Source organism: Citrobacter sp. CK188 (assembly GCF_030333525.1).
GTDB lineage: Bacteria > Pseudomonadota > Gammaproteobacteria > Enterobacterales > Enterobacteriaceae > Citrobacter_B > Citrobacter_B koseri.
Genome location: NZ_JAOWFU010000034.1, coordinates 125,900 through 149,070, shown reverse-complemented (window position 1 = coordinate 149,070; position 23,171 = coordinate 125,900). Strand labels below are relative to the sequence as shown.

At 50.4% G+C, this 23,171-nt stretch carries 22 protein-coding genes and 1 tRNA gene; 9 read left to right on the top strand and 14 right to left on the bottom strand.

Annotation, left to right across the window (positions count from 1 at the left end; translation table 11 throughout):
* Positions 1-21: 21 nt before the first annotated feature.
* The 5 genes from OGV67_RS14395 to OGV67_RS14375 are packed head-to-tail and all read right to left on the bottom strand — an operon-like array spanning position 22 to position 2,015.
* Complete coding sequence (locus OGV67_RS14395) at positions 22-261, bottom strand: DeoR family transcriptional regulator (RefSeq protein WP_071977973.1); 240 nt, start codon at positions 259-261, stop codon at positions 22-24.
* Complete coding sequence (locus OGV67_RS14390) at positions 240-704, bottom strand: lecithin retinol acyltransferase family protein (RefSeq protein WP_286465679.1); 465 nt, start codon at positions 702-704, stop codon at positions 240-242. The genes OGV67_RS14395 and OGV67_RS14390 overlap by 22 nt, the downstream gene beginning before the upstream one ends.
* A 58-nt stretch (positions 705-762) precedes the next feature.
* Positions 763-1,191, bottom strand: coding sequence for a DUF2787 family protein (locus tag OGV67_RS14385; protein WP_049012548.1), 429 nt, complete (start codon positions 1,189-1,191; stop codon positions 763-765).
* Between the two features lie 46 nt (positions 1,192-1,237).
* Positions 1,238-1,669: a hypothetical protein gene (locus tag OGV67_RS14380; protein WP_054625980.1), complete on the bottom strand. Its 432-nt coding sequence runs from the start codon at positions 1,667-1,669 to the stop codon at positions 1,238-1,240.
* Positions 1,662-2,015, bottom strand: a complete 354-nt coding sequence (locus OGV67_RS14375) for a hypothetical protein (protein ID WP_228333136.1) — start codon at positions 2,013-2,015, stop codon at positions 1,662-1,664. The genes OGV67_RS14380 and OGV67_RS14375 overlap by 8 nt, the downstream gene beginning before the upstream one ends.
* Before the next feature lie 443 nt (positions 2,016-2,458).
* Between OGV67_RS14375 and OGV67_RS14370 the strand changes: the two genes are divergently transcribed.
* Both OGV67_RS14370 and OGV67_RS14365 read left to right on the top strand, forming a co-directional pair.
* Positions 2,459-3,730, top strand: coding sequence for a site-specific integrase (locus OGV67_RS14370; protein ID WP_286465678.1), 1,272 nt, complete (start codon positions 2,459-2,461; stop codon positions 3,728-3,730).
* Between the two features lie 72 nt (positions 3,731-3,802).
* Positions 3,803-5,716: a DUF927 domain-containing protein gene (locus OGV67_RS14365; RefSeq protein WP_286465676.1), complete on the top strand. Its 1,914-nt coding sequence runs from the start codon at positions 3,803-3,805 to the stop codon at positions 5,714-5,716.
* 42 nt (positions 5,717-5,758) lie between these two features.
* Here the strand turns inward: OGV67_RS14365 and OGV67_RS14360 are convergent, their stop codons facing one another.
* Complete coding sequence (locus OGV67_RS14360) at positions 5,759-6,946, bottom strand: tyrosine-type recombinase/integrase (RefSeq protein ID WP_286465674.1); 1,188 nt, start codon at positions 6,944-6,946, stop codon at positions 5,759-5,761.
* Between the two features lie 422 nt (positions 6,947-7,368).
* Here OGV67_RS14360 and OGV67_RS14355 point away from each other — a divergent pair, with 422 nt between their 5' ends.
* Complete coding sequence (locus tag OGV67_RS14355; protein WP_228333149.1) at positions 7,369-8,478, top strand: hypothetical protein; 1,110 nt, start codon at positions 7,369-7,371, stop codon at positions 8,476-8,478.
* A gap of 185 nt (positions 8,479-8,663) precedes the next feature.
* A complete protein-coding gene (locus OGV67_RS14350) occupies positions 8,664-9,872 on the top strand; it encodes an SIR2 family protein (protein WP_228333156.1) in 1,209 nt (402 codons plus the stop codon).
* Positions 9,873-10,588: 716 nt separating this feature from the next.
* Here OGV67_RS14350 and OGV67_RS14345 read toward each other — a convergent pair.
* Positions 10,589-10,664: transfer RNA gene (locus OGV67_RS14345), tRNA-Phe, on the bottom strand.
* A gap of 105 nt (positions 10,665-10,769) precedes the next feature.
* Positions 10,770-11,477 carry a DUF554 domain-containing protein gene (locus OGV67_RS14340; RefSeq protein WP_012135082.1) on the bottom strand — a complete coding sequence of 236 codons (708 nt, stop codon included), beginning with the start codon at positions 11,475-11,477 and terminating at the stop codon, positions 10,770-10,772.
* Positions 11,478-11,904: 427 nt separating this feature from the next.
* On the opposite strand from OGV67_RS14340, the gene OGV67_RS14335 reads away from it, so the two are divergent.
* Entirely contained in the window at positions 11,905-14,040 is a 2,136-nt protein-coding gene (locus OGV67_RS14335; RefSeq protein ID WP_115614423.1) for an ornithine decarboxylase, read from the top strand.
* 72 nt (positions 14,041-14,112) lie between these two features.
* On the opposite strand, the gene OGV67_RS14330 is transcribed toward OGV67_RS14335, so the two are convergent.
* From OGV67_RS14330 to mutY, 4 genes are all read right to left on the bottom strand, one after another.
* Entirely contained in the window at positions 14,113-15,369 is a 1,257-nt protein-coding gene (locus OGV67_RS14330) for a nucleoside permease (RefSeq protein ID WP_286465668.1), read from the bottom strand.
* A gap of 211 nt (positions 15,370-15,580) precedes the next feature.
* On the bottom strand, positions 15,581-16,663 hold the full coding sequence (mltC, locus tag OGV67_RS14325; RefSeq protein ID WP_065422798.1) for a membrane-bound lytic murein transglycosylase MltC: 1,083 nt from the start codon (positions 16,661-16,663) through the stop codon (positions 15,581-15,583).
* A gap of 97 nt (positions 16,664-16,760) precedes the next feature.
* Positions 16,761-17,036 carry an oxidative damage protection protein gene (locus OGV67_RS14320; RefSeq protein WP_012135077.1) on the bottom strand — a complete coding sequence of 92 codons (276 nt, stop codon included), beginning with the start codon at positions 17,034-17,036 and terminating at the stop codon, positions 16,761-16,763.
* A 28-nt stretch (positions 17,037-17,064) separates the two neighbouring features.
* On the bottom strand, positions 17,065-18,117 hold the full coding sequence (gene mutY / locus OGV67_RS14315) for an A/G-specific adenine glycosylase (protein ID WP_071257998.1): 1,053 nt from the start codon (positions 18,115-18,117) through the stop codon (positions 17,065-17,067).
* Between the two features lie 161 nt (positions 18,118-18,278).
* Here mutY and trmB point away from each other — a divergent pair, with 161 nt between their 5' ends.
* From trmB to ansB, 4 genes are all read left to right on the top strand, one after another.
* Positions 18,279-18,998 carry a tRNA (guanosine(46)-N7)-methyltransferase TrmB gene (gene trmB / locus OGV67_RS14310; protein WP_024130937.1) on the top strand — a complete coding sequence of 240 codons (720 nt, stop codon included), beginning with the start codon at positions 18,279-18,281 and terminating at the stop codon, positions 18,996-18,998.
* Positions 18,998-19,324 carry a YggL family protein gene (locus tag OGV67_RS14305; RefSeq protein WP_012135074.1) on the top strand — a complete coding sequence of 109 codons (327 nt, stop codon included), beginning with the start codon at positions 18,998-19,000 and terminating at the stop codon, positions 19,322-19,324. Before trmB ends, OGV67_RS14305 begins: the two co-directional genes overlap by 1 nt.
* A gap of 52 nt (positions 19,325-19,376) precedes the next feature.
* On the top strand, positions 19,377-20,096 hold the full coding sequence (locus tag OGV67_RS14300) for a YggN family protein (protein WP_012135073.1): 720 nt from the start codon (positions 19,377-19,379) through the stop codon (positions 20,094-20,096).
* A gap of 182 nt (positions 20,097-20,278) precedes the next feature.
* Positions 20,279-21,325, top strand: a complete 1,047-nt coding sequence (gene ansB / locus OGV67_RS14295) for an L-asparaginase 2 (protein ID WP_049010789.1) — start codon at positions 20,279-20,281, stop codon at positions 21,323-21,325.
* Between the two features lie 118 nt (positions 21,326-21,443).
* On the opposite strand, the gene hemW is transcribed toward ansB, so the two are convergent.
* Together hemW and OGV67_RS14285 are read right to left on the bottom strand one after the other, a co-directional pair.
* Positions 21,444-22,580, bottom strand: a complete 1,137-nt coding sequence (hemW, locus tag OGV67_RS14290; RefSeq protein WP_200003473.1) for a radical SAM family heme chaperone HemW — start codon at positions 22,578-22,580, stop codon at positions 21,444-21,446.
* Positions 22,573-23,166, bottom strand: coding sequence for an XTP/dITP diphosphatase (locus tag OGV67_RS14285; protein ID WP_115608869.1), 594 nt, complete (start codon positions 23,164-23,166; stop codon positions 22,573-22,575). Before OGV67_RS14285 ends, hemW begins: the two co-directional genes overlap by 8 nt.
* Between the last annotated feature and the right edge of the window lie 5 nt (positions 23,167-23,171).

The following is a 23,171-nucleotide window of genomic DNA, read 5'->3' as shown; positions in this document are numbered from 1 at the left end:
TATGTCCGGCAGAGAAAAAAGTCAGGGTTTCAGAGAGGGAGCCAGTCGCCAGAGGTGAGGGCCAGCGGATTCCAGCACAAAGGCCAGATGGGTGAGGTCCCGTCTTGCTGTACGGGGAGACACGTCAAACTGCCGGATGATGTAGCGAACAGATATTGTCTGACCGTAAAACAGGGCCATGGTCAGTCGGATAAGCCGTTCTCCCTGTCCGGTGACACGTTGCCTGCAACGGCTGGCTTTCATCGTTGCCATACGCGCCATCGGTCCCCTTTCTGAAAAGAATCGAGGTGTCTGGCAAGCCAGATATCAGGGCACGAATCGCCGGTAACGCAGCGGGCAGTAAACCGGTGGCAGTTAAAGTCGAGCAGGCTATAAGGATAGCGCTGACCCACTGCCACCTTTGCCCGTTCAGCGGCCCGCGCACAACCCTGAGGCGTCAAATCCATACAGTCGGTATACACCGAGATAGCGGAGTTCCAGCCATCGAGCCGGTCAAGAAACCCTTTGGCCTTACTTTTGATAACGGTTCCATCGCCATCAAGATGAACAATATCGCCGTTACCCACATAGATACCGCTGTGTGCGGCAAGGCCAAAAAGCAGTTCGCACTGCACGATACCACCGTAAGCCGGTTCATCGACGCAGGAGAGAATGCAGTTATCGATAAATGAATCCACGAAGTTCAGCAGCAGAAGCCGGTACATAACATTCAGTTCCTTACTACGGGGGAGAGGGGGGATGCGGGGGAAACGTTGTGAACACTCAGCTTTCCCACAACGTACGGACCGTGAAAACCCCCATATCGTGGTAAGCCATAAAGTTACTTTCCCATAGCGACCAGAACTCACGGGCGTCGACATGAGAGATATCGCCACAACGGGAAAGCCACGTGTATTGTTGCGTCCAGCTCACATCGACATCTTTTTCAAGCTCAGGCCATGGATGCCCTGCATAGTGAAAATCGGTGACGTAATCGAGCTGCCAGTCTTCTCCGGCAGGGATGAGGCGTATTTCGACCGGATGCCAGCCGCCCTTTTCCGGTGAGTATTCAGGGTCACGGAAGTTAATGGTTAATCCGGTGATGGGGTGACGATGAGGCGGTTTTTGCGCGAGGATATCCAGAAGCAGTTGGGTGAACGACCGGGAGAGAGGCAGCACATAGCCGCCCTGCAATATTACGGGTGATGACATAGTGAATTTCCTGATTTTTGGTTAACAGAACACAGAAAAAGCGGGGTTAGTCCTGGCTGAGCGTAGCAAGCTGCGTCATACGATGCTGCCAGTCGGCATAGCAGCGGTGCATAAAGAGTCTGCTGCTGTCCGCTTCGATAAGGCAGATATCCGGACTTCTGAGCACGGCAGCAAGAAAACCTGCGTTATTGGTGCTGCCCTGACCAAACAGTGGGCGAAATACACGGGACGGAAAGCTGTCTGGCTGCTGTTCCAGAATGGCGTGAATCGCATCAAGCGCTATCCATTCACGGGAGAACAGGCCCCCTTCGCCATTGGCGGTTAAGCGCAGGGCAAGGCTTCCGGTTTCACCCTCTTTACCCAGCTCATACGTCAGCAGTCCTTTACTGTGGGGGCTGATTTTCTCGGCTTCACCACTGTAGAACACGGTATAGCTTTCGGTGACGGCGGCTTCGGTAGCGCCTTTTTTCTTACTCATGGGTCAGCGCCTCAATCAGGTTCTGGAGTTGAGTGATAACGGTCGTGTCCGGGAACACCAGATAGATACCCTGACCGTTATCGCAGACGATACCGAGCAGGAGATACCAGCCATCATCAAGTGCGGTGACGTATTCCGGGTTAGCCAGAGCGACTGCCAGCAGCGGGTCTTCGGGAAGAGTGTCGTTGTGGTTGAGATGCCAGAGCAGGGTTCCCGTTTCGTTCCAGAAGGCGGTAAAGAGGTTGATATCATCGACGGGGCCGAGGATTTCATTGCTGAGGGCTTCCAGCGCGGAGGCGGGCAGTTTGAGAAGGGGAAGATTGGTGGGGGTAGTGAGTTTGAACATGATTATCTCCATTTGATTGATTTCAAATGGATAATATGTGCCTGTTTTGTGGCGTGTTACGGCGAAGTATGGAAAAAGGTTTTGACATCGTGGATTTTTTCCAGTTACATTTATCCCGCCTTCAGTGCAGGTCTGTTCATGGCCAGTAAGCATTAAGGAGTCCAGCGCGGCTACCCCGATGAACCATCAGGTGAGTCGTTGACTGGTACAGCGGTCAATGATGTATGCAGGTTATATCCTGCCATCTTTCGCTGTTCTGAGCCTTCACAGTGATGTGTTGTTTCGGGGCGCTTTATCAGTGCCCTGCTCGAGCCTGTAAGAAATTACGGGACCAAGAGCGTCTTATGACGCCAATGGTATCCACTGGTGGATCCAGTGGATTAACACACGAAATTCAACGGGATCTCTGATCCTTTTGTTTAATTTTCGCGTGGATTCGGGCTATGCAACACATTGTCAAAGTAGTATTTACAACCCTTCTCTTGATTTGCAGCACCCTTGCGTATGCACAGCGTTTAACCGTTCCCGCATACATGGAGGACGCTGTGTCCTGTACAACACAACCTATAAGCCAGTCCCTTATTCAGAGCGTTCAGGCTGAATGCATTCAGAAGGGCAAAAGTCGTGAACTGAGCGACAGCAGAACTACGGGTTTTAAGGCGCTGGTCAGTAAACGAGGCAAGGTCATGTTTGCCGCCCGTTTCAGTTGTGGCGGGAGTAACGTATATCGCCGTCTGGGTGATTATCCGGCACTTACCATCACGCAGGCGCGGTCAGAAGCACAAAAACTAATTGCAGATATGCGGGCAGAGTACCAGCTACGTGGTGCTAACCTGTTCGTTTCGCATAATTTGCTGTTCAGTGGTCTGCTGGATCGCTTCGAACATGATGTTCTGGACGCTGGTGTAAAGCGTTCTGCCGATACCGATCGTTCAAAAATCCGTAACTATCTGCTTCCCCTTCTTGGGCATTTTAAGATTCATGATATCGATGAGGGCGTTATCGGGCGTTATCTCAATGGCCTGAGCAATCTGAAACCAGCCACACGTAATCGTCATCTGGCTCTGCTGAAAGCCATTTTTGGTTATGGTCGCAGAATGAAGCTGGTGACGACGTTACCCACTGAGTTTATCCGGATGCTGCCGGAAACCACGTCCCGTCGCAGGGCGATGAGCCATGAGGAATTTCAGCGCTGGTTTAAGGCCTGCGAGAAAAAACACCACAAGGAACCCGATAGTGCAGCGGTCATGCTGCTGATGTTTCTGGGCTTAACCGGGCTTCGACTGGGGGAAACTCGTCACCTTCGTCTGGAGGATGTGGAATGGTCACGTAAGGTCATTACGCTCAGACAGACCAAGAATGGCAGGCAGCGTCATGTTCCGGTGTGTGATAAAGCCTTTGTGCTGCTGACCGAAGCGCGTCAGTTCCTGGGGGATAGCGGCTGGGTTTTCCCTGGACAAAACACGGATAATCCGGTTGCAGAACCCCGTCGCCTGCAAAAAACACTCTGTCAAACAGCGGGTATCCCGTCCTATACCATCCATGAGTTGCGCCATTCTTTTGCGACAATCCTTGTCGAAAGTGGCGCGGATATCCACATGGTCAAGGAGCTGCTGGGCCACAGTACGATTAAAGTCACTGAGATCTATGTACATTCCAGTCCGGAGCGGTATCACACAGCCGTCAATCAGGCAATGGACGTTGTTAATTCGTAAACAGAACCATCGCAGCAGGCGGATGGGTTCTGGCTTACGCCTGCTGCTCATATTGAATTTAAGGAGTGAAACATGAATGGCGATATATTGACCAGCCTGGCAGGCGATATTGATCTGTCACTTAATCAGTTCCTTGCGCAAAAGTCGCTGAATGAGGCGCGTGCGGCAGGTATTCTTGACAATGCAATAGAGATTGAACTGGATGAAGATGATCCGTCGCAGGGGGGATGTGCAACGGGACTTCCTGCGGGCTACTATAACGGGAGCGCGGGTACTTTTTTTGCCCGAGGCAAAAAGGTTGTACAAATCAGTTCCACGGTTATTATTCCCTGCGCCAGACGCTGTTCTCAGAACAAACAGCTCAATATGAGCGTTGATCTGATGACCATCAATTACATCGGGCAAAAGGTCGTTGTATCGGTATCGCTGGACGAACTGGCAAGAAACCCGGAACTGGTCATTGCGGATCTGGTTGCCAAAGGCTTTGGCGTCACGACGTCTGTTCATTCAAGGGTTTACCTTGAGAGGTTTATCCATGCGTGCATGAAGATGGCGCTGCCAATGTATCTGGTGGCGGAGTCTATGGGGATGGTCGAAGGAGAAGCAGCCTTTTTGCATGGTGATATGCCTCTCGCCAGAGGGATCTCCGGTTTTGATTACCTTGTTCCTCAGAAATCAGCTTTTTCAGGCATTCGCCCTTCTGGCTCGTTAGCCGGATGGAAGGTAGTGATCAAAGATAATGTGCATGGATGGCCTCAGTTGTTCGCGCTCAGCAGCTCGTTAGCTTCAACACTGCTTGGAATGGCCGGGATGGATGTGGCGTTGTTTCATTTTTATGGCGGATCAACAACGGGGAAAACAGTCGTTCTTCAGGTGGGGATGTCTGTTCATGCCCATGGCGGTGAACCCGGTAGTCATCCGGATGTGGCTATCCTGCGATGGAATACAACAGATAATGCACTGGAACTCAGTCTGAGTGAGTTTTCGGGGCTGGTAGCCTGTATTGATGAACTGGGGGCTTACAATGACCGAAAATTCTCATCATTGCTGTATAACATCACCTCTGGCCGCGCAAAAGTTCGCCTGGATAAATCAGTCAGAAGAAGAAAGCCTGTGTTATGGAAAATGAACATTTTATCCTCCGGTGAAATGTCGATACCGGAAAAGCTGGCTTCCCACAACGAGCAGCTTCAGGGCGGTCAGGAGCATCGTGCTATCAGCCTGAATATTCTGCCGGAAGACGCAGCAAAAGAGGGGGAAACTGTAGTAGAGGTTCGTCGCCGCGCTGATACCCTCAAAGCAGAACTGGCGGAACAGTATGGCACGGCTGGAAAAGCGTTTATTGCCCGTTTTCTGTCGCAGCAGAATGATGATGATAGCTTGATGTCATACAGTGAATTATCCGAGCAAATAAAGGCGACGACGGAAGAATGTTGCCAGATCCTCTCGGAGGAACTGCAATCAGACGGATATGTTCTTTCCGATATTCAGCACCGGGCGTTAAAACGCTTTGCGCTTTGTCTGGCTGCTGGGGGGATGGCAGCTGAGTGGGATATTTTGCCGTTTGAACCGCAAATGATTAAAGATTCGGTGATGAGCGCGGTTCGCCGCTGGCTTGATGATGGGCTGAACCAGTACAACCCGGTTAAGGAAGCATTAAGCGCCATTCAACTGGACCTTATCAAGCGGCAGGCCGCACATTTTATACCTTTGCAGGATGAAAATGCTTACACGCCGAGTAACCACTGGGGATATATCCATAACACAAGTCAGGATCTGATGATTTTTGCGCCTGTATTTGACGACTGGTGCAGGCGACATAACTGTAAATCAGCAGAAGTAGCTAAAATTCTTGTAGCCAAAAATTATCTTGAGCCGGAAAGTAAAGGGCATTACAAAAAACGTGTCAAAAACAGTAGGGTGGAAGGGGTTTTCTATCAGATAAGACGAGCGTTTCTTCACTGTAACATTTCAGCCGAGTTCTGATGGTATGCAAAAAAAGCAGGGGCATTTGCCTCTGCTTTTCTGTTATCTCAATGAAGGTAACTGAGCGGTGATTCGCTCCGCCAAAAGCTGGCTGGTGTTTTGTAAGCGCTGAGGATGAAGATGAGCATACCGTTGTGATGACTGACTGCTGCGATGCCCCAGCTGAGCCTGAACGTCATACAGTGTTCCACCGTAGGACACGATGAGGGCGGCAACCGAATGGCGGCAGGTATGAATACACACCTCTTTGTCGAAAATTCCCGCCCGACGCACAATACGCTGAAAGGCTTTAACCGGGTTACTCAGCGGCATTCCTTGTGTTTTACCTATAAACAACCACGGATTTCCCCGCTGTGTTGGCAGTGTTCTGATTACGTCCATCGCCAGTGAATTAAGATGAACAATCCGTCCATAGCCATTCTTGGTTTCAGGAAGCCATAGGGTGCGTTTAACCGGGTCAACATGCTCCCACTTAGCCAGACGCAGTTCATCACGACGAAGGCCGGTCAGTAACAGCAGTTTGACATAGCGGGCAGCTACGGGGCTGGTATCGTTATCGGCGGAGAGAAAAATACGACGAATTTCGTCCTCGGTGAAATAGCGCTGTCGGGCGTTGTTCTCCCTGAGAAGCTGTACCACTCTTGCCGGATGGACAGAGGTGATGCTTTGCCTTCCGGCCCAGGTAAATACCGCTTTAATCAGTACGATGACACGATTACAGGTTGCTGCTGATAATGAAGTGCTTAACGTCTGCTGGAGGCGGAGAATGCTGGCAGGTGTGATATCACTAAGCAGCATCTGACCAATGGCGGGACGGATATGATCCCGGTAGCGCTGGAAATCCTTGCCCCAGCTACGTTTAGCAGACTTTGCCCAAACCAGATAATGCTGGTTGAAGAGTTCATCAAATGTCATCTCTTGTCTCTTGTTTTCGCATTCCTGCTTAGGGTCAGTTCCGGTGGCAAGTGAGCGTTTATGTTCCATGGCAATCTTACGGGCTAAGGTGACATCCACCTCAGGCCAGCGACCAATAGCGATGGCACGTTTTCTTCCATGGTAGAGGTAGCGGAGCAAAAACTTTTTACGTCCTTCTCCTTTGCTGACCAGACATTTCAGGCCAGAAATCTCGGTGTCGCTGTATTCGGCATCGGTGCTGCGTGAATCTGATGTGTTAGGGGGCAGGGATTTAATGAGCTGGTTAGTAAAACGGAAGCGTTTCGGACTGGACATATTACCTCCTGTGACTGGTGTAAAGAACGTCAGGGTTGACCCATCCCCGGCACGGCGTTGTTAATGGCTACATTGATTTTCTGGCGTGGAGAAGGGAATGTAAGTACCACATGAGCTGAATGAAGAAGAGAAATGCAGAAGGACAGACTTTACGGTCAAACTCTGGTCTCAAGGGTAAAGGTGCCGTGCGAGATGGGGTCACAAATATAATATGTGTTTGAGTTTGATATGACTACATGACATGGGATATTATATGCAGGCATACAAAAATTGCCATTTATACACTAAACCGGAATTTGGCTTTTTAATATGTTGTAGAAAGAAGATTTGACCTTGTTCTTTAGTTAAGGTTTATTTTGATATTTATCAACTATTTTAGCGTATAAGTCACATAGAAGATTGATAAAACTGCGGAGTTAAGCATGAATAATGTTGTTAAACCACCGGTGGAAAATATATTTGACGTTATTCAAGGGGAGTCATATACTGAAACGCTGTATAATATCCAAGAGATATCTAAAGGTAATGAATCTCTAAGAGATATTCTTCTCTTAGGTTTCTATCAAAACCCAAAAAAAGATATTCATCATCAAGTGAATGCAGTGTATGGTGAAATCATCAATGAAGGTAAAAAGAAAAATTGGCTGTGTGGTCATGAACATTGTGAAAAACCTAGCGCTTACTCGCATGAACTTTCAGAAAAATCGGTTCTGATACACCTCGCCGATTGTGATAATAAAGCATTCGTTTTAAAACGCGATCTAAAAAATAATTCATTCTTTTTTTCTTTTTGTAATAAACACATACGTGATATTACAAACTTTCCAGGTTACTGTAGCGAACACGACCAAAAATTATTTCATTTTTTAGATCAGCCAAGTAGTGAAATAAATTTAGAATACGTGAATTTGCAAGCCTTGAAAATGTTGAAGTATAGATTATTCAGCCTTGAAAAAGATCTTCGTTTGACAAAAGGTATTATTTTACAACTTTCAAGTATAGTTACTAATCATACAGATGATGAGGTTTATATTGAAGCCATTAGAATAAAGCTTAATGACATGCAGGAAAAATCAATGATTATTGCTGACACTATAGAAAAATCTGAAATTTTCTATGGTAAACTATTGAGTGGGATTCGAACAAAGGAGTTCGTTATTGAGTATGACGAAATTCCATGTGAAAAAAAAGGGTGGGTGTTTAGTCAATCATATGATGGTGATGCAGATGGTTGCTCAGAAAGGATTTTTTCATTTATATTCAAGGTGGATACTAACTCTCGTCCTGTGTTGATTCACGCGTGGAATAAAAGTGCGTTGCAAGATGATCAGGATAAATATCTTATTACGCAAGATGAAATAATTAAATTTATATTGCTTAGTAAGGAAAAGCTTGTCTTTTCCGCTAAATTTTTGACGAATTTAGATGATGCATATTTGCAGTTTTTACTTGGTGATGAAGAGATTTTTAATTATAGTGAAAGCCCGATCCATCGATTGCTGTTTAAAAATATCCTCCTGAGTAATAATTAGTTCGTCATTTACTTAGGGTTATATATTAAATAATCTCATTAAATCTATCTGAGGTAGTAATCATACTTGATGATTTGGAGTATTAAAAACTGGTTAAGGATAATTTTGAAATATGTTTAGTCAAATTGTCATGAACGAAGTTACTTACTTTAATCTTTTCTAACTCCTCGGGGGGGAAAGATCTTATGAATTTTTTGTTACTCGGGGCTGGAGCATCAAAAGCTTATTCTGATAGTCCTACAGGCGTGAAAATGCCTATTGCAAGGGATTTTTTCTCTACATTTTGTCATTTGGAGGTCTCATCCAATCCATGGGTTCTTATAGATGGTTTAATGGATTTTATTGTAAGAGTTAAAGAAGAAAATCCAAGTGAATTCTTTTCAAAGGATATTGACATAGAGGAGTTATACACTGAAATAGAAGAAAATCTAAATTTATATATAGGTAAAGAGGCTACTATAGATAGAATAAGAGCTTTCAAGTCTTACACCCAGCTAATATTCATATTTTCTTCAGTAATAAATTCAATCCAAAATGGTCCAGTATCACGCCCTCACTCCTCTTTAGCAAAAATATTATCCCATCACGATATGATTGCTACTTTCAATTGGGATACCCTAATGGATCGTGCTTTAAATGTTGAAACGGATTGGAATACTGATGTTGGATATGGATTCCTACCTAAAAGTATATATCGTAATGGATGGGTGGCTCCAAATGATACAAATTTGAATGCGCCACAACTAATTAAGTTACATGGCTCTGTAAATTGGTTAAGTAGTCATCCAATGAGCCCTGAAAAGGATATAGTGCTAACGCAGGAATCTGCACCAGATACTGTATGGGTCTATGAAAATACCATTGAACCTTATCCATGTTTCGCTGGGAGATATTCAGCAGGTTATGAGGATTTCTCTTATGGGTATTATCCACCAAATATACTAGATGATCGTGGTAGGATGGTTGATAATGGACATTTTTTAGTTCGTACCAGAATGAAATTACCTTGGGTTCCTGAGGGGATTGCGAGTGATAGAGGTCTAGTATCCATTCCATTGATAATCCCTCCGGTAAAAATAAAAAATTACCATGGATATGGGGCTTTATTTGATGGCCTGTGGGATAATGCTAAAAAAGGGATTGAAAGAGCAGATCATATCATTATTATTGGGTATTCTTTCCCTAGAACAGATTTAAAAAGTAACCAACTTTTTGTTGATGCATTTATGAATAGGAAAAACATACCTTATGTTACTATATTGGATCCTCAACCAGAGAAAGTCGCCGATAAGTTTCGACTGGAATTTGGTATACCGAATTCTCACTTGAGAGTTATCAAGGGTTATTTTTCTGATGAAACTGATATTTGTGACTTGTTGACTTTTATGGGGTGAAATTAATATTTTTTCTGGTTGTTTCAGTTAGTGTGAAAATTGCATTTCATGATGATATGTAAATAGCCGTCAGATATTTATCAGCGCTACTGATAGTGCAAAATATCTAAGTCGTCAGCTATTTAGATAATATATCTTTAATTAGTTTTATGCCAAGCTACCACAGGCTATGTACGCCCTTGCTTAAAACTGGTTCTTAGATTGAACAGTGCAATACGTTTAGCCTAAGAAGTGTTATTACTGATAAATCATTTTATGAAGGAGTGGAGAGTGGGGGATTCTAGTAACGGTAAGAAGTGAAAGATAAAGAAGAGCTTGTTGCAGGTGGACGGACTAGTGGAGATCCCCATGTGACTGGTGGAGGGCATATGTTGTCAGGTTTCCCCGCTTGCTAACGGGGATTTCCCCACTTTATTCCCCGCGACAAAATCACGTTAAGATCAGCGGATTAAGGCGAAATGATAATTCCCCCGTTTCCCCCGTTTCCCCCGTATTTTCTACTTCATTATGAATAATCTGAGAAAAAGGGACCGTAGAAAGACCGTAGCTGTGAGGTAAGGAAAGGCATACCAGAGGATGTTGATACGTCTAAAAGTAACGAAGATCTGCGAAAAAAGTGAGAAATCCAGCAAACAAATAACCTGTTGCAACGACCAGAAATCTACCGTAGCCAGAAAAGGAAAAAGCCCCGCTTTGCAGCGAGGCCTTATGAATAGTGGTGCCCGGACTCGGAATCGAACCAAGGACACGGGGATTTTCAATCCCCTGCTCTACCGACTGAGCTATCCGGGCAACGGGGCGCATTAAAACCGATTCGCTTCGTTTCGTCAACGAAATTTCTTCAAATCCATGCAGACTGCACAATCTATCACCAGATTGTTGGTATTGCACGCATTTTCAGGCAAAAAACGCGGTCCACGCGGCGGAAAGCGGCATCGCCAGGAGCAGGGCGGGGAGCATATTGACCACCGCAAACATCTTGATTCCGCAAATACGTAGACCGGTCGCCAGCAGCAGTAATCCGCCTACGGCACTGAAATCTGCCATCATCGCCGGGGTGGTGAGCGGTAAAATTAAGGCTGCGCAGGTGGCGAGCAATAGCTGGATAACCAACATGGGGGCGGAAATAACGGCGACGGCGACTCCCAGCGAGCAGGCGAAGATCATGGCCGTGAAGAAATCGAGAAACGATTTTGCGATGAGAATGCTCGGGTCGCCGGTCATGCCTTCATGCATCGCGCCGAAAATGCCGGTTCCGCTGGCGCAAAAAAGAACAATAATGGCGACATAGTTCTGAATAAAGGTGTCGTGGACGGCTTTCTTCCCCGGTTTCTTAATCAGTTGCTGCGCTTTCGTCACCGCCGTGTTGATGCCTTTTTCCAGGTAACAAAACTCGCCGATAAGCGCGCCGATGATTGTCGCCAGAACCATTACCGGAAGATTAGCGCATTTTATGACCAGTAAAATACCGATCCCCAGCGATGCCAGCCCGAAAATAGAGGTCATTGAGACACGAATCCGTTCCGGTAAACGCTGGCTGAGAAGCGCGCCAAGCACGCCTCCAGCTAAAACGGCGCTGGCGTTAATAAAAGGCCCGATTACCACAGTCGCTCCTGCTATTTGTTTTATCTGATTGCATTATTATGCCCCGAATATCACGTATTATGCGCGTTTGTTGATGGCGCGTATGTCCGGGATTTGATCTTGCGCCCCCAGGGGAAAGGTGCCATGATTGCGCGAATTTTCTCCTGTTTGTACGGGGCTGCCTGGGATGACCATATTACCCTTACATCGCCTTCAACTTCGCCTTTCTGGGCGACGATTGCCCCTTTCTTTGATCTCCCTTCATTCTCTCACCATGCGGTGAGGGCAGCGCACGCTCACTGCGGGACAACAGTAAGATCAGAGGCTGTCTGCTTTTACTGATGTCTGGCGGTCGGAGCTGGTGACCAGTTTGACCCAACATTTCGTGGGGCAGGGTAATGTTACCTTGCCCGGGACTTCTATTCTCCCGAAACGGGTTTTTGCGCTTATGAAATCAATGAATATTGCCGCCAGTGGTGAACTGGTCTCCCGCCTGTCTACCCACCGCCATGTGGTGGCGCTGGACGGCACTGACTTTACTGATGTCGCGGCAGTCGTCATTACCGTTGCGGATAGTCGCAGCGGCATCCTGGCATTGCTAAAACGCACCGGTTTTCATTTGCCGGTGTTTATTCTCTCTGACGATCATGTTGATGCGCCTGCCGGTGTTGAGGCGGTGATAAGCGGCAACGCGCAGGACTGGCTGGAACTGGAATCGGCCGCCTGCCGTTATGAAGAGAATCTGCTGCCGCCGTTTTATGACACGCTGACCCAGTATGTCGATATGGGTAACAGCACTTTTGCCTGCCCGGGCCATCAGCACGGTGAGTTTTTCAGAAAACACCCGGCCGGTCGGCATTTTTATGACTTCTTCGGCGAAAACCTCTTTCGGGCGGATATGTGCAACGCCGACGTAAAGCTGGGGGATCTGCTCATTCATGAGGGATCGGCCAAGCATGCGCAGAAGTTTGCGGCGAAAGTCTTTCATGCGGATAAAACGTATTTCGTGCTGAATGGCACCTCGGCGGCGAATAAAGTTGTGACCAACGCGCTGCTGACGCGCGGCGATCTGGTGCTGTTCGATCGTAACAACCATAAATCAAACCACCACGGGGCGTTGATTCAGGCGGGCGCCACGCCGGTCTATCTCGAAGCCGCGCGCAACCCGTTTGGTTTTATCGGCGGCATTGATGAGCACTGTTTTGACGAGGCATACCTGCGTGAGCAGATCCGTGAGGTCGCCCCGCAGAAAGCCGATCGGCCGCGCCCGTTTCGTCTGGCCGTCATTCAACTGGGGACGTATGACGGCACGATCTACAACGCCCGTCAGGTCATCGACAAAATCGGCAGTCTGTGTGATTACATCCTGTTTGACTCCGCCTGGGTCGGGTATGAGCAATTTATTCCGATGATGGCGGACGGCTCGCCGCTACTGCTGGCGCTGAACGAAAACGATCCGGGGATTTTTGTTACGCAGTCGGTACACAAGCAGCAGGCTGGTTTCTCGCAAACCTCGCAGATTCACAAAAAGGACAACCACATTCGCGGTCAGGCGCGTTTTTGCCCGCACAAGCGCCTGAACAACGCCTTTATGCTGCATGCTTCCACCAGTCCGTTCTACCCGTTGTTTGCTGCGCTGGATGTCAATGCCAAAATCCATGAAGGGGAGAGCGGTCGCCGCCTGTGGGCAGAGTGTGTGGCGCTGGGCATCGAGGCGCGCAAGGCGATACTCGCCCGCTGCAAACTGCTTCAGCCATTCATTCCGCCGCTTGTGGACGGTAAACCGTGGCAGGAGCATCCAACGGAACTGATTGCCAGCGATCGACGCTTCTTCAGCTTTGAACCCGGGGCGAAATGGCATGGCTTTGCAGGCTATGCGGAGGATCAGTATTTTGTCGATCCGTGCAAACTGCTGCTGACCACGCCGGGCATTGATGCTGAAACCGGGCGCTATACCGACTTTGGTATCCCGGCCACCATTCTGGCGCACTATCTGCGTGAGAACGGCATCGTGCCGGAAAAGTGCGATCTCAACTCGATTTTGTTCCTGCTGACGCCAGCCGAAAGCGAAGCCAAAATGGCGCAACTGGTGGCGATGCTGGCCCAGTTCGAACAACATATCGAAGACGACACGCCGCTGGCGGATGTGCTGCCGACCATCTTTAACAAATATCCGGTACGTTACCGCGACTACACCCTGCGCCAGTTATGCCAGGAGATGCACGATCTGTACGTCAGTTTTGACGTGAAAGATCTGCAAAAAGCGATGTTCCGCAAGGAGAGCCTGCCTGCGGTGGCGATGAATCCGCAGGATGCCAATAGCGCTTTTATTCGCGGCGATGTTGAGTTAGTGCGTATTCGTGACGCTGAAGGGCGTATCGCGGCAGAAGGCGCGCTGCCATATCCTCCGGGCGTGCTGTGCGTCGTGCCGGGCGAAGTGTGGGGCGGGGCGGTACAGCGCTACTTCCTGGCGCTGGAAGAGGGCGTCAATTTGCTACCCGGCTTCTCACCGGAACTGCAAGGGGTTTACAGCGAGACTGATGCCGACGGGATTAAACGGCTGTATGGCTATGTGCTGAAATAAGTTCGCGTTATCCGGCCTACGGGGCGACTCCCTTGTAGGCCGGATAAGCATTAGCGCCATCCGGCGTAAAGATTAGTGCGCGACGGGTTGAGAGCCTGTCGGAACGCGAACGTGTTTGTATTTAAACAGCGCCACGAACGCAAAGGCCAGAACCAGAGAGTAGCCTGCGAAAATCAGCCACACGGTCTGCCAGTCGGTAATGCCGTTCAGGGTGTAGTGTTCCACCACTTTACCGCTCACGACGCCGCCAAGGATACAACCGAAGCCGTTAGTCATCATCAGGAACATGCCCTGCGCACTGGCGCGGATTTCAGGGCGTACCTCTTTTTCCACAAACACCGAACCGGAGATGTTGAAGAAGTCGAAGGCGCAGCCGTAAACAATCATCGACAGAACCAGCAGCACGGTACCGAACGGCGTTGGGTCGCCATAAGCGAACAGGCCAAAGCGCAGCATCCAGGCCACGATACTGATCAGCATGACGTTCTTAATACCGTAGCGGCTTAAGAAGAACGGAATGGTCAGGATGAACAGCGTCTCGGAAATTTGCGAAATCGACATCATGACCGAGGCATGCTGCACGATAAAACTGCTGGCGAACAGCGGATCTTTATCAAAGCTGTGCAGGAAGGTGTTACCGAACATATTGGTAATTTGCAGCTCGGCGCCCAGCATCATGGAGAAGATAAAGAAAATCGCCATGCGTTTGTTTTTGAACAGCGCGAAAGCATCCAGCCCCAGCATTGAAGTCCAGCTCTGGTTCTTCTGCTGTCTGGCAACCGGAATGTGCGGCAGCGTAAGCGTAAACAGTACCAGAATGATGGAAAGCGCCGCGCCGATGTACAACTGCATATGGCTCAGTTCAAAGCCAGAGAAGCTTACGCCCCACATCGCCATAATAAAGCCGATGGTGCCCCAGATACGAATAGGCGGGAAGTCGGTGACGATGTCCATCCCTGCGGATTGCAGGCGGTAGTAGGAGATGGTGTTGATCAACCCTAACGTTGGCATATAGGCCAGCGAGTTAAGCAAGATCACAAAGAACATGGCGCCTGGCGTGGTCACTTCGGCAGCCATGAACAATGTTGCAGCGCCAACGACGTGGCAAATGGCGTATACCCATTTCGCACTCAACCATTTGTCGGCCACAATCCCTAACAGCGTGGGCATAAAGACGGCGGCAATCCCCAGCGAGCTATACACAGCACCGATGGATGCACCGTCGAATTTAAGGGTGACAAACATATATGAGCCGAGGGTGGTAAGCCAGCTTCCCCACAGGCAGAACTGCAGAAAGGAGAGGACTTTCAGCTGCAGCTTAAGATTCATGTTAATTTCCTCACACCATATAGCGGATGAATGTTTTAAAAGGCACATTTGCCGTTGCAATATGATGTGATTCTATCAATGAGGAAAGGGTATTTTTTGTTACCTGTGACAAATATTTGCAAACAATTTCTAATTGCAAAGCAAAAGAGTGATGGAGTTAACACTTTTCGGCCTTCCCGCCCCAGTGCGATCGGGGGCGGGAACGGCGAGATTACTTCCGACGGTAGGATTTCTGGGTGGCATTGACCTTATACAGATAGCGACGCGATTCCGCAGAAGGATGCCTCGTGGTTAATGTCTGGTACACATCGCCCGGGGACATACTGTTGATGATGTTTGCCGCCTGAACCTTATCGTTAGAGAAAACGCGCAGCACGCTGCCTGCACCGCCGTTATAAGCGGTGATCACCGCGTAACGACGCGATGTCGGATTATCAATGCCGCCTAAATAGACATTGTTGAGCATCGCCAGATAAGCGGTGCCTGTATCAATGTTGCTGGCAGGATCGAACAGGAAACTGCGGCCTGGCGTGCCCGATTTCCCCTGTGAACGGAATACGTCCTTCCCGGCGGTGTGCTGTACTACCTGCATCAGCCCCAGCGCGTCGGAACGGCTGACCGCATACGGGTTGAAAGAGGACTCGGTTTGCATAATCGCCAGAATCAGCGACTCATCGACGCCGTATTTGCGTGAGGCCTGGCGAACCATGCCAACATATTTATGCGCACGTTTATCCAGGTGGTTCGGCACCAGATTGATCGTCACGCTGTAGATGATGCGCAGACCGTTACTGCGACTCTTAAGACGCGTTTTCAGCAGATAGTCAGCGAAGTTGGTTGCGCGTCCCTCCCAGCGAATGGGTTGCCCGGTATTATCGACCACCTGACCATACAGGAACGGCTCTCTGGAGATCTGAATATCATCGACGTCCGAGTAGAGGTCGACCGAGCCGGGATCGTCGCCCATTAACAGCGTCTTGATGATTGCGCGACGCAGGTGCGCGGCGGGCTCTGTTCCGGCAATGGTTTCGACGGTGATCGTACCGTCGTCAAAGTTGATGTGGCTGCGGGTCTGATACTGGTCAGTGTACTTCACGTAGTCCTTCGGACCCGCGATCAACACTTCCTTGAACCCCCACAGATTCTCAATGTTATGGGCAAACTGCCCCATCAGAATATCAAAACCGTTGGTATCCTTGACCCAGGCTTCGTTATAGGTATCGCCTTTTTTGGTCGAACTGGAGCAGGAGATGAGCAACGGCGCAACAAGAGCAAGCGCGAAAAATTTTTTCATCATTCCGGGAGTGCGTGTTGTGTTTGTTGTTGTATCGTTTTGCCGGATGGCGGTGCAAGCACCTTATCCGGCCTACGAGATTGCCAGCAAGAGATGCTTATTTTTTCTCTTCCGGCGTATAGCCTTCAATATGCACGTCTTTCCCTTCAAACAGGAAGTTGATCATCTCCTGCTCCAGCAGTTTGCGGTGCTCGACGTTCATCATGTTGAGTTTCTTTTCGTTGATCAGCATGGTTTGCTTATGCTGCCACTGCGCCCACGCTTCTTTAGAGATCTCGTTGTAGATGCGTTTCCCCAGTTCGCCCGGGTACAGCTGAAAATCCTGGCCTTCCGCTTCACGTTGCAGGAAAGTACAAAAAATGGTTCTGCTCATAAAAAATCCTCTTTATCGACCGGGGTGCTCAAACCGGCGCGCCGGTACGTAACTGCTGTAACAAACGCTCCACGGGGGCCGCCAGTCCGACCGACGGCGGTTGCGCTAAGTTATACCAGAGCGCGTTGCCTTCATCCATGCACTCGGTGAATGAAGACACGGGAAGCCACATAGGCACAATATCTAAGTGGAAATGGCTAAACGTGTGGCGAAAAGCATTAAGTTGACTGAGATTATCGGCCTGAATATGCCGTTGCGCCAGCCACTGACGCAAGCCATCTTCATCCTCAAACTGAGGAAAACAGTATAATCCGCCCCATAAGCCGCTCGGCGGACGCTGCGCCAGAAACACGTCGTCATTATGCTGCAACAGCAAAAAATAGCCTGTACGCTCCGGCAGCGTCTGTTTTGGCTTCTTGCCGGGGTACAGCGACCAGCTCTCGTTCGCGGCGGCAACGCAGCCATTCTGGAGCGGGCACAGCGAACATTTCGGCCTGGAGCGCGTACACACCATAGCGCCTAAATCCATCATCGCCTGGTTAAAACGCGCCACGCCGTTGGCAGGCGTAACCTGCTCGCTCAGATCCCACAGCCGTTTCTCAACCTCTTTTTTCCCCGGCCAGCCGCTGACAGCATAGCAGCGTGCCAGCACGCGTTTAACGTTGCCGTCGAGAATCGGAAAATGTTTATCCAAAGAGAGCGAGAGAACCGCGCCGGCGGTGGAGCGGCCTACGCCGGGCAGGGCGGCGACCTCGTCGAACGTTTCCGGGAACCGGCCGCCGTGCAGCGTCGCCACCTGTTGCGCCGCCTTATGCAGATTGCGCGCGCGGGCGTAGTAGCCGAGGCCCGTCCACAAATGCAGAACCTCATCCAGCGGCGCGTTGGCTAAATCTGTCACCGTTGGAAAGTGCGACATAAAACGTTCGAAATAGGGGATAACTGTCGCAACCTGCGTCTGTTGCAACATCACTTCCGAGAGCCATACTTTGTAGGGCGTCTTGTCAATTTGCCAGGGCAGGGTTTTCCGCCCGTATTTATCGTACCAGCCCAAAACCTGAGCCGAAAATTGAGACGCTTGCATGGTCACCGCTTTAAAATTGCTGGGGGCAAGATTGCAGCACAGAGGCAACGAGGTGTAAACCGGAACTTTCCTGTGATCACTCTCTTCCTTTACTTGCATCCGGCAACTAACTTTGGATAATGCCCGTTTTCGGAACTCAATCACAAGCAGACTTAACTTTTATGAAGAACGACGTCATTTCACCGGAATTTGATGAAAACGGCCGCCCGTTGCGCCGAATTCGTAGCTTTGTTCGTCGCCAGGGGCGACTGACGAAAGGGCAGGAACACGCGCTGGAAAACTACTGGCCGGTGATGGGCGTTGAATTCAGCGAAGAACCGGTGGATTTCGCCACGCTGTTTGGCCGCGACGCGCCGGTTACGCTTGAGATTGGTTTTGGTATGGGCGCCTCGCTGGTGGCGATGGCGAAAGCCCGCCCGGAACAAAATTTCCTCGGTATTGAAGTGCATTCGCCTGGCGTTGGCGCATGTCTGGCGTCTGCGCACGAAGAAGGCGTCGGGAACCTGCGTGTGATGTGTCATGACGCGGTTGAAGTGCTGCATAAAATGATTCCTGACAATTCTTTATCGATGGTTCAGCTCTTTTTCCCTGACCCGTGGCATAAAGCGCGTCATAATAAACGCCGTATCGTTCAGGTTCCGTTTGCCGAACTGGTGAAAAGCAAACTGAAGCTGGGCGGTGTGTTCCATATGGCGACCGACTGGGAAGCCTATGCGGAGCATATGCTGGAAGTGATGTCCTCCATCGACGGGTACAAAAACCTGTCAGAGAGTAACGATTATGTACCGCGCCCGGAATCGCGCCCGGTAACCAAATTTGAACAACGTGGTCATCGTCTTGGCCACGGCGTATGGGACTTAATGTTCGAGAGGGTGAAATAATGGCAAAGAACCGTAGTCGTCGTCTGCGTAAAAAAATGCATATCGACGAATTCCAGGAATTAGGGTTTTCGGTTGCATGGCGTTTCCCGGAAGGCACTTCTGAAGAGCAGGTTGATAAAATTGTCGATGACTTTATCAATGACGTTATTGAGCCAAATAAACTGGCGTTTGACGGCAGCGGTTATCTGTCCTGGGAAGGGCTGATCTGCATGCAGGAAATCGGCAAATGCACCGAAGAACATCAGGCGATTGTGCGTAAGTGGCTGGAAGAACACAAACTTGAAGACGTGCGCACCAGCGAACTTTTCGACGTTTGGTGGGACTAATAAAGCATACGGGGCCAGCATTTGCTGGCCCGATTTGTCTTGAGGGAAAGTTATGATGCGCAAAACGCTGCTGGCGGCAGTTCTTTCGTTGACGGCGATGGCCGCACACGCAGATTATCAATGCAGCGTCACTCCGCGTGACGATGTGATTCTCAGCCCGCAAACGGTTCAGGTAAAAGGCGAAAACGGCAACCTGGTGATCGCGCCGGACGGCAACGTAATGTTTAACGGCAAACAGTACACCCTTAGCGCCGCGCAGCGCGAACAGGCGAAAGATTACCAGGCGGAATTGCGCAGCGCGCTGCCGTGGATCGATGAGGGCGCCAGAAGCCGCGTCGAGAAAGGCCGCGTGGCGCTGGATAAAATCATCGCGCAGGAAGTGGGCGAAAGCAGCAATATGCGTGGTCGATTGACCAAACTCGATGCACAACTGAAAGAGCAGATGAACCGCATCATTGAGCATCGTACTGACGGCCTGACCTTCCACTACAAGGCGATTGATCAGGTGCGCGCCGACGGCCAGCAACTGGTGAATCAGGCGATGGGCGGCATTTTGCAGGACAGCATTAACGAAATGGGCGCGAAAGCGGTGCTCAAAGGCGGCGGTAATCCGTTGCAGGGCGTGCTGGGTAGCCTCGGCGGTCTGCAAACGTCGATTCAGAATGAATGGAAGAATCAGGAAAAAGACTTCCAGCAGTTCGGCAAAGATGTGTGCAGTCGCGTTGTGACGCTGGAAGACAGCCGCAAAGCGCTGGTGAGCAGCCTGAAATAAAACTCTTGTCTATGGCACAGCGCCTGCTGTGCCGTTTTATGTTGTCATACCCCGCCGTTTTGATATCCATCTCTAAAAACCACAAACGTAAAAAGATATTTATCTGGTTAATTGGAAGACGTCACATTATTCATCTGCGACATTGGGATAATGCGTCAAATTCACGTAACTGGAGAAATAACATGGAGTTTTTCAGGAAAACGGTACTCGCCGCTCTGGTAATGGGTTGCAGCGGCGCGGCGCTGGCTTTGCCGAATGTCACTATTCTGGCGACCGGGGGAACCATTGCCGGTGGCGGTGACTCCGCGACAAAATCAAATTATACGGCGGGTAAAGTTGGCGTCGAAAGCCTGGTGGACGCGGTGCCTCAGTTAAAGGATATTGCAGTTGTAAAAGGTGAGCAGGTCGTCAATATCGGTTCGCAGGATATGAACGATGAAGTCTGGTTAACGCTGGCGAAGAAAATCAACACCGACTGCGATAACACCGACGGCTTCGTGATCACCCACGGTACTGATACGATGGAAGAGACAGCTTATTTCCTCGACCTGACCGTCAAGTGTAATAAACCGGTAGTGCTGGTCGGGGCGATGCGTCCGTCCACGTCAATGAGCGCAGACGGCCCGTTCAACCTCTATAACGCCGTGGTCACTGCGGCGGATAAAGCGTCCGCGAATCGCGGCGTACTGGTGGTGATGAACGACACTGTGCTGGACGGCCGTGACGTCACCAAGACCAATACCACCGATGTCGCCACCTTCAAGTCTGTGAATTACGGGCCGCTGGGCTACATTCACAACGGTAAAATCGATTATCAGCGTACGCCAGCGCGCAAACACACCACTTCCACGCCGTTTGACGTTTCTAAGCTGACTGAACTGCCGAAAGTCGGGATTATTTATAACTACGCGAATGCGTCCGATCTGCCGGCGAAAGCGCTGGTGGATGCGGGGTACGAAGGGATTGTGAGCGCGGGCGTGGGTAACGGCAACCTGTACAAAACGGTTTTCGATACGCTGGCGACTGCTGCGCATAAAGGCACGGTTGTCGTGCGTTCTTCTCGTGTACCGACTGGCGCCACCACGCAGGATGCTGAAGTCGATGACGCGAAATACGGGTTTGTCGCTTCCGGTTCGTTGAACCCGCAAAAAGCGCGCGTGCTGTTGCAACTGGCGCTGACGCAAACCAAAGATCCGCAACAGATCCAGACGATGTTTAATCAGTATTAATCGGTGAAGGTGGCTGCGCTTATCGCCCTAACCCTGTAGGCCTGATAAGCGCAGCGCCATCAGGCAATTTGCCGGATGGCGGCTCAAGGCCTTATCCGGCCTACATCTTCACCCGCCATCACTCCGCCAGAAACAGCTCCAGAAGGGAGTTTAAAAACAGCTTGCCGTGTTGGGTAATCTGCCAGTGCTGCTCGCATTCGGTGAGATACCCCTGGGCGATGGCCTCGTCGAGCTGCTCACGAATTACCGCTTCGGCAAGCCCGGTATACTGCGTAAACTCCGCCCGGGGAGCCGCTTCCAGTAACCGAAAACGGTTCATAAAGAACTCAAACGGCTTGTCGGCCTGTTCGACATCACGCTGGCTTTCCAGATAGCGCCCCTGCATATAACCGCGCGGGTGACGCGTTTTAGTGGTACGCAGGATGCGCCCGTCCGGGAAGGTCACTTTACCGTGCGCGCCGCAGCCAATTCCGAGATAATCGCCAAAGCGCCAGTAGTTCAGATTGTGCTGACACTGATAACCCGGCCTGGCATACGCGGAGGTTTCGTACTGCTGATAACCTGCCGCCGTCAGCAACTGGTGGCCTTGCTCGAAGATATCCCACAGCGCGTCATCGTCTGGCAATACCGGCGGGCGTGAGCCGAACAGCGTGTTAGGTTCGATAGTCAACTGATACCACGACAGATGCGGCGGATTGAGCGCGATAGCCTGGCGCAGGTCGCCCAGCGCCTCTTCCAGCGTTTGATCCGGCAGGCCGTGCATCAGGTCCAGGTTGAAGCTGCGCAGCCCCAGACCGCTTGCCAGATTCGCTGCCCGCTTCGCCTCTTCCGGGCCGTGAATGCGCCCGAGGCGTTTTAGCTTCAGTTCACTAAAACTCTGCACGCCGATGGAGATACGGTTTACCCCGGCGCGTTGGTAATCAACGAAACGGTCGGTCTCTACCGTCCCCGGATTCGCCTCCATCGTGATTTCTGCATCCGCCGCCAGCGGCAGGCGCGCCCGCACGCCGTCCAGCAGCGTTTGCATTGCCGGGCCTGAGAGCAGACTCGGCGTACCGCCGCCAATAAAAATGGTCTTTACTTCGCGTCCCTGCGCATATGCCACGTTGGTATCGAGATCGCTCAGCAGGTGCTGAACATAATCATCGTGCGGCACTTCGCCTTTCAGCGCATGCGAGTTGAAATCGCAGTATGGGCATTTCTGCACGCACCACGGGATGTGAATATAAAGACTCAGCGGCGGCAGCTTAACCATTGCGTAAGGCGTCCAGCAGCAGCTTCAGCGCCTGCCCACGGTGGGAGATCGCGCTTTTTTCTTCACGGGTTAACTCGGCTGCCGTTTTACCTTCCGACGGAACAAAGAAAATAGGGTCATAGCCGAAACCGCCATTGCCCGCCGCTTCGCGGGTAATCATTCCTGGCCAGCTCCCGTGGCACACCAGCGGCGTCGGGTCTTCTGCATGGCGCATGTAGACCAGCACGCAGTGGAAACGCGCCTGGCGCTTCTCATCCGGCACCTCCCGCAGGGTATGCAACAGTTTTTCCAGATTACGCTGGTCGGTGGCGTCTTCGCCGGAATAACGGGCGGAGTAAATACCCGGCGCGCCGCCCAGCGCATCAACGGCCAGGCCGGAGTCGTCGGCAATGGCGGGCAGACCGGTAACTTTTGCGGCATGACGCGCTTTCAGGATCGCATTTTCGATGAACGTCAGACCGGTCTCTTCGGCTGAGTCAACGCCCAGTTCGGTTTGCGCGATGACATCAAGCCCAAAATCGCTCAACAGTGAGGCGAGCTCACGCACTTTACCGGCATTGCCGGTAGCGAGGACAACTTTTTGCATAGGAT

What these genes read in the sequence shown, in the direction of transcription:
- OGV67_RS14395 (WP_071977973.1), bottom strand. Translation starts at nt 261, where the DNA reads ATGGCGCGTATGGCAACGATGAAAGCCAGCCGTTGCAGGCAACGTGTC.
- OGV67_RS14390 (WP_286465679.1), bottom strand. Translation starts at nt 704, where the DNA reads ATGTACCGGCTTCTGCTGCTGAACTTCGTGGATTCATTTATCGATAAC.
- OGV67_RS14385 (WP_049012548.1), bottom strand. Translation starts at nt 1,191, where the DNA reads ATGTCATCACCCGTAATATTGCAGGGCGGCTATGTGCTGCCTCTCTCC.
- OGV67_RS14380 (WP_054625980.1), bottom strand. Translation starts at nt 1,669, where the DNA reads ATGAGTAAGAAAAAAGGCGCTACCGAAGCCGCCGTCACCGAAAGCTAT.
- OGV67_RS14375 (WP_228333136.1), bottom strand. Translation starts at nt 2,015, where the DNA reads ATGTTCAAACTCACTACCCCCACCAATCTTCCCCTTCTCAAACTGCCC.
- OGV67_RS14370 (WP_286465678.1), top strand. Translation starts at nt 2,459, where the DNA reads ATGCAACACATTGTCAAAGTAGTATTTACAACCCTTCTCTTGATTTGC.
- OGV67_RS14365 (WP_286465676.1), top strand. Translation starts at nt 3,803, where the DNA reads ATGAATGGCGATATATTGACCAGCCTGGCAGGCGATATTGATCTGTCA.
- OGV67_RS14360 (WP_286465674.1), bottom strand. Translation starts at nt 6,946, where the DNA reads ATGTCCAGTCCGAAACGCTTCCGTTTTACTAACCAGCTCATTAAATCC.
- OGV67_RS14355 (WP_228333149.1), top strand. Translation starts at nt 7,369, where the DNA reads ATGAATAATGTTGTTAAACCACCGGTGGAAAATATATTTGACGTTATT.
- OGV67_RS14350 (WP_228333156.1), top strand. Translation starts at nt 8,664, where the DNA reads ATGAATTTTTTGTTACTCGGGGCTGGAGCATCAAAAGCTTATTCTGAT.
- OGV67_RS14335 (WP_115614423.1), top strand. Translation starts at nt 11,905, where the DNA reads ATGAAATCAATGAATATTGCCGCCAGTGGTGAACTGGTCTCCCGCCTG.
- OGV67_RS14330 (WP_286465668.1), bottom strand. Translation starts at nt 15,369, where the DNA reads ATGAATCTTAAGCTGCAGCTGAAAGTCCTCTCCTTTCTGCAGTTCTGC.
- mltC (WP_065422798.1), bottom strand. Translation starts at nt 16,663, where the DNA reads ATGAAAAAATTTTTCGCGCTTGCTCTTGTTGCGCCGTTGCTCATCTCC.
- OGV67_RS14320 (WP_012135077.1), bottom strand. Translation starts at nt 17,036, where the DNA reads ATGAGCAGAACCATTTTTTGTACTTTCCTGCAACGTGAAGCGGAAGGC.
- mutY (WP_071257998.1), bottom strand. Translation starts at nt 18,117, where the DNA reads ATGCAAGCGTCTCAATTTTCGGCTCAGGTTTTGGGCTGGTACGATAAA.
- trmB (WP_024130937.1), top strand. Translation starts at nt 18,279, where the DNA reads ATGAAGAACGACGTCATTTCACCGGAATTTGATGAAAACGGCCGCCCG.
- OGV67_RS14305 (WP_012135074.1), top strand. Translation starts at nt 18,998, where the DNA reads ATGGCAAAGAACCGTAGTCGTCGTCTGCGTAAAAAAATGCATATCGAC.
- OGV67_RS14300 (WP_012135073.1), top strand. Translation starts at nt 19,377, where the DNA reads ATGATGCGCAAAACGCTGCTGGCGGCAGTTCTTTCGTTGACGGCGATG.
- ansB (WP_049010789.1), top strand. Translation starts at nt 20,279, where the DNA reads ATGGAGTTTTTCAGGAAAACGGTACTCGCCGCTCTGGTAATGGGTTGC.
- hemW (WP_200003473.1), bottom strand. Translation starts at nt 22,580, where the DNA reads ATGGTTAAGCTGCCGCCGCTGAGTCTTTATATTCACATCCCGTGGTGC.
- OGV67_RS14285 (WP_115608869.1), bottom strand. Translation starts at nt 23,166, where the DNA reads ATGCAAAAAGTTGTCCTCGCTACCGGCAATGCCGGTAAAGTGCGTGAG.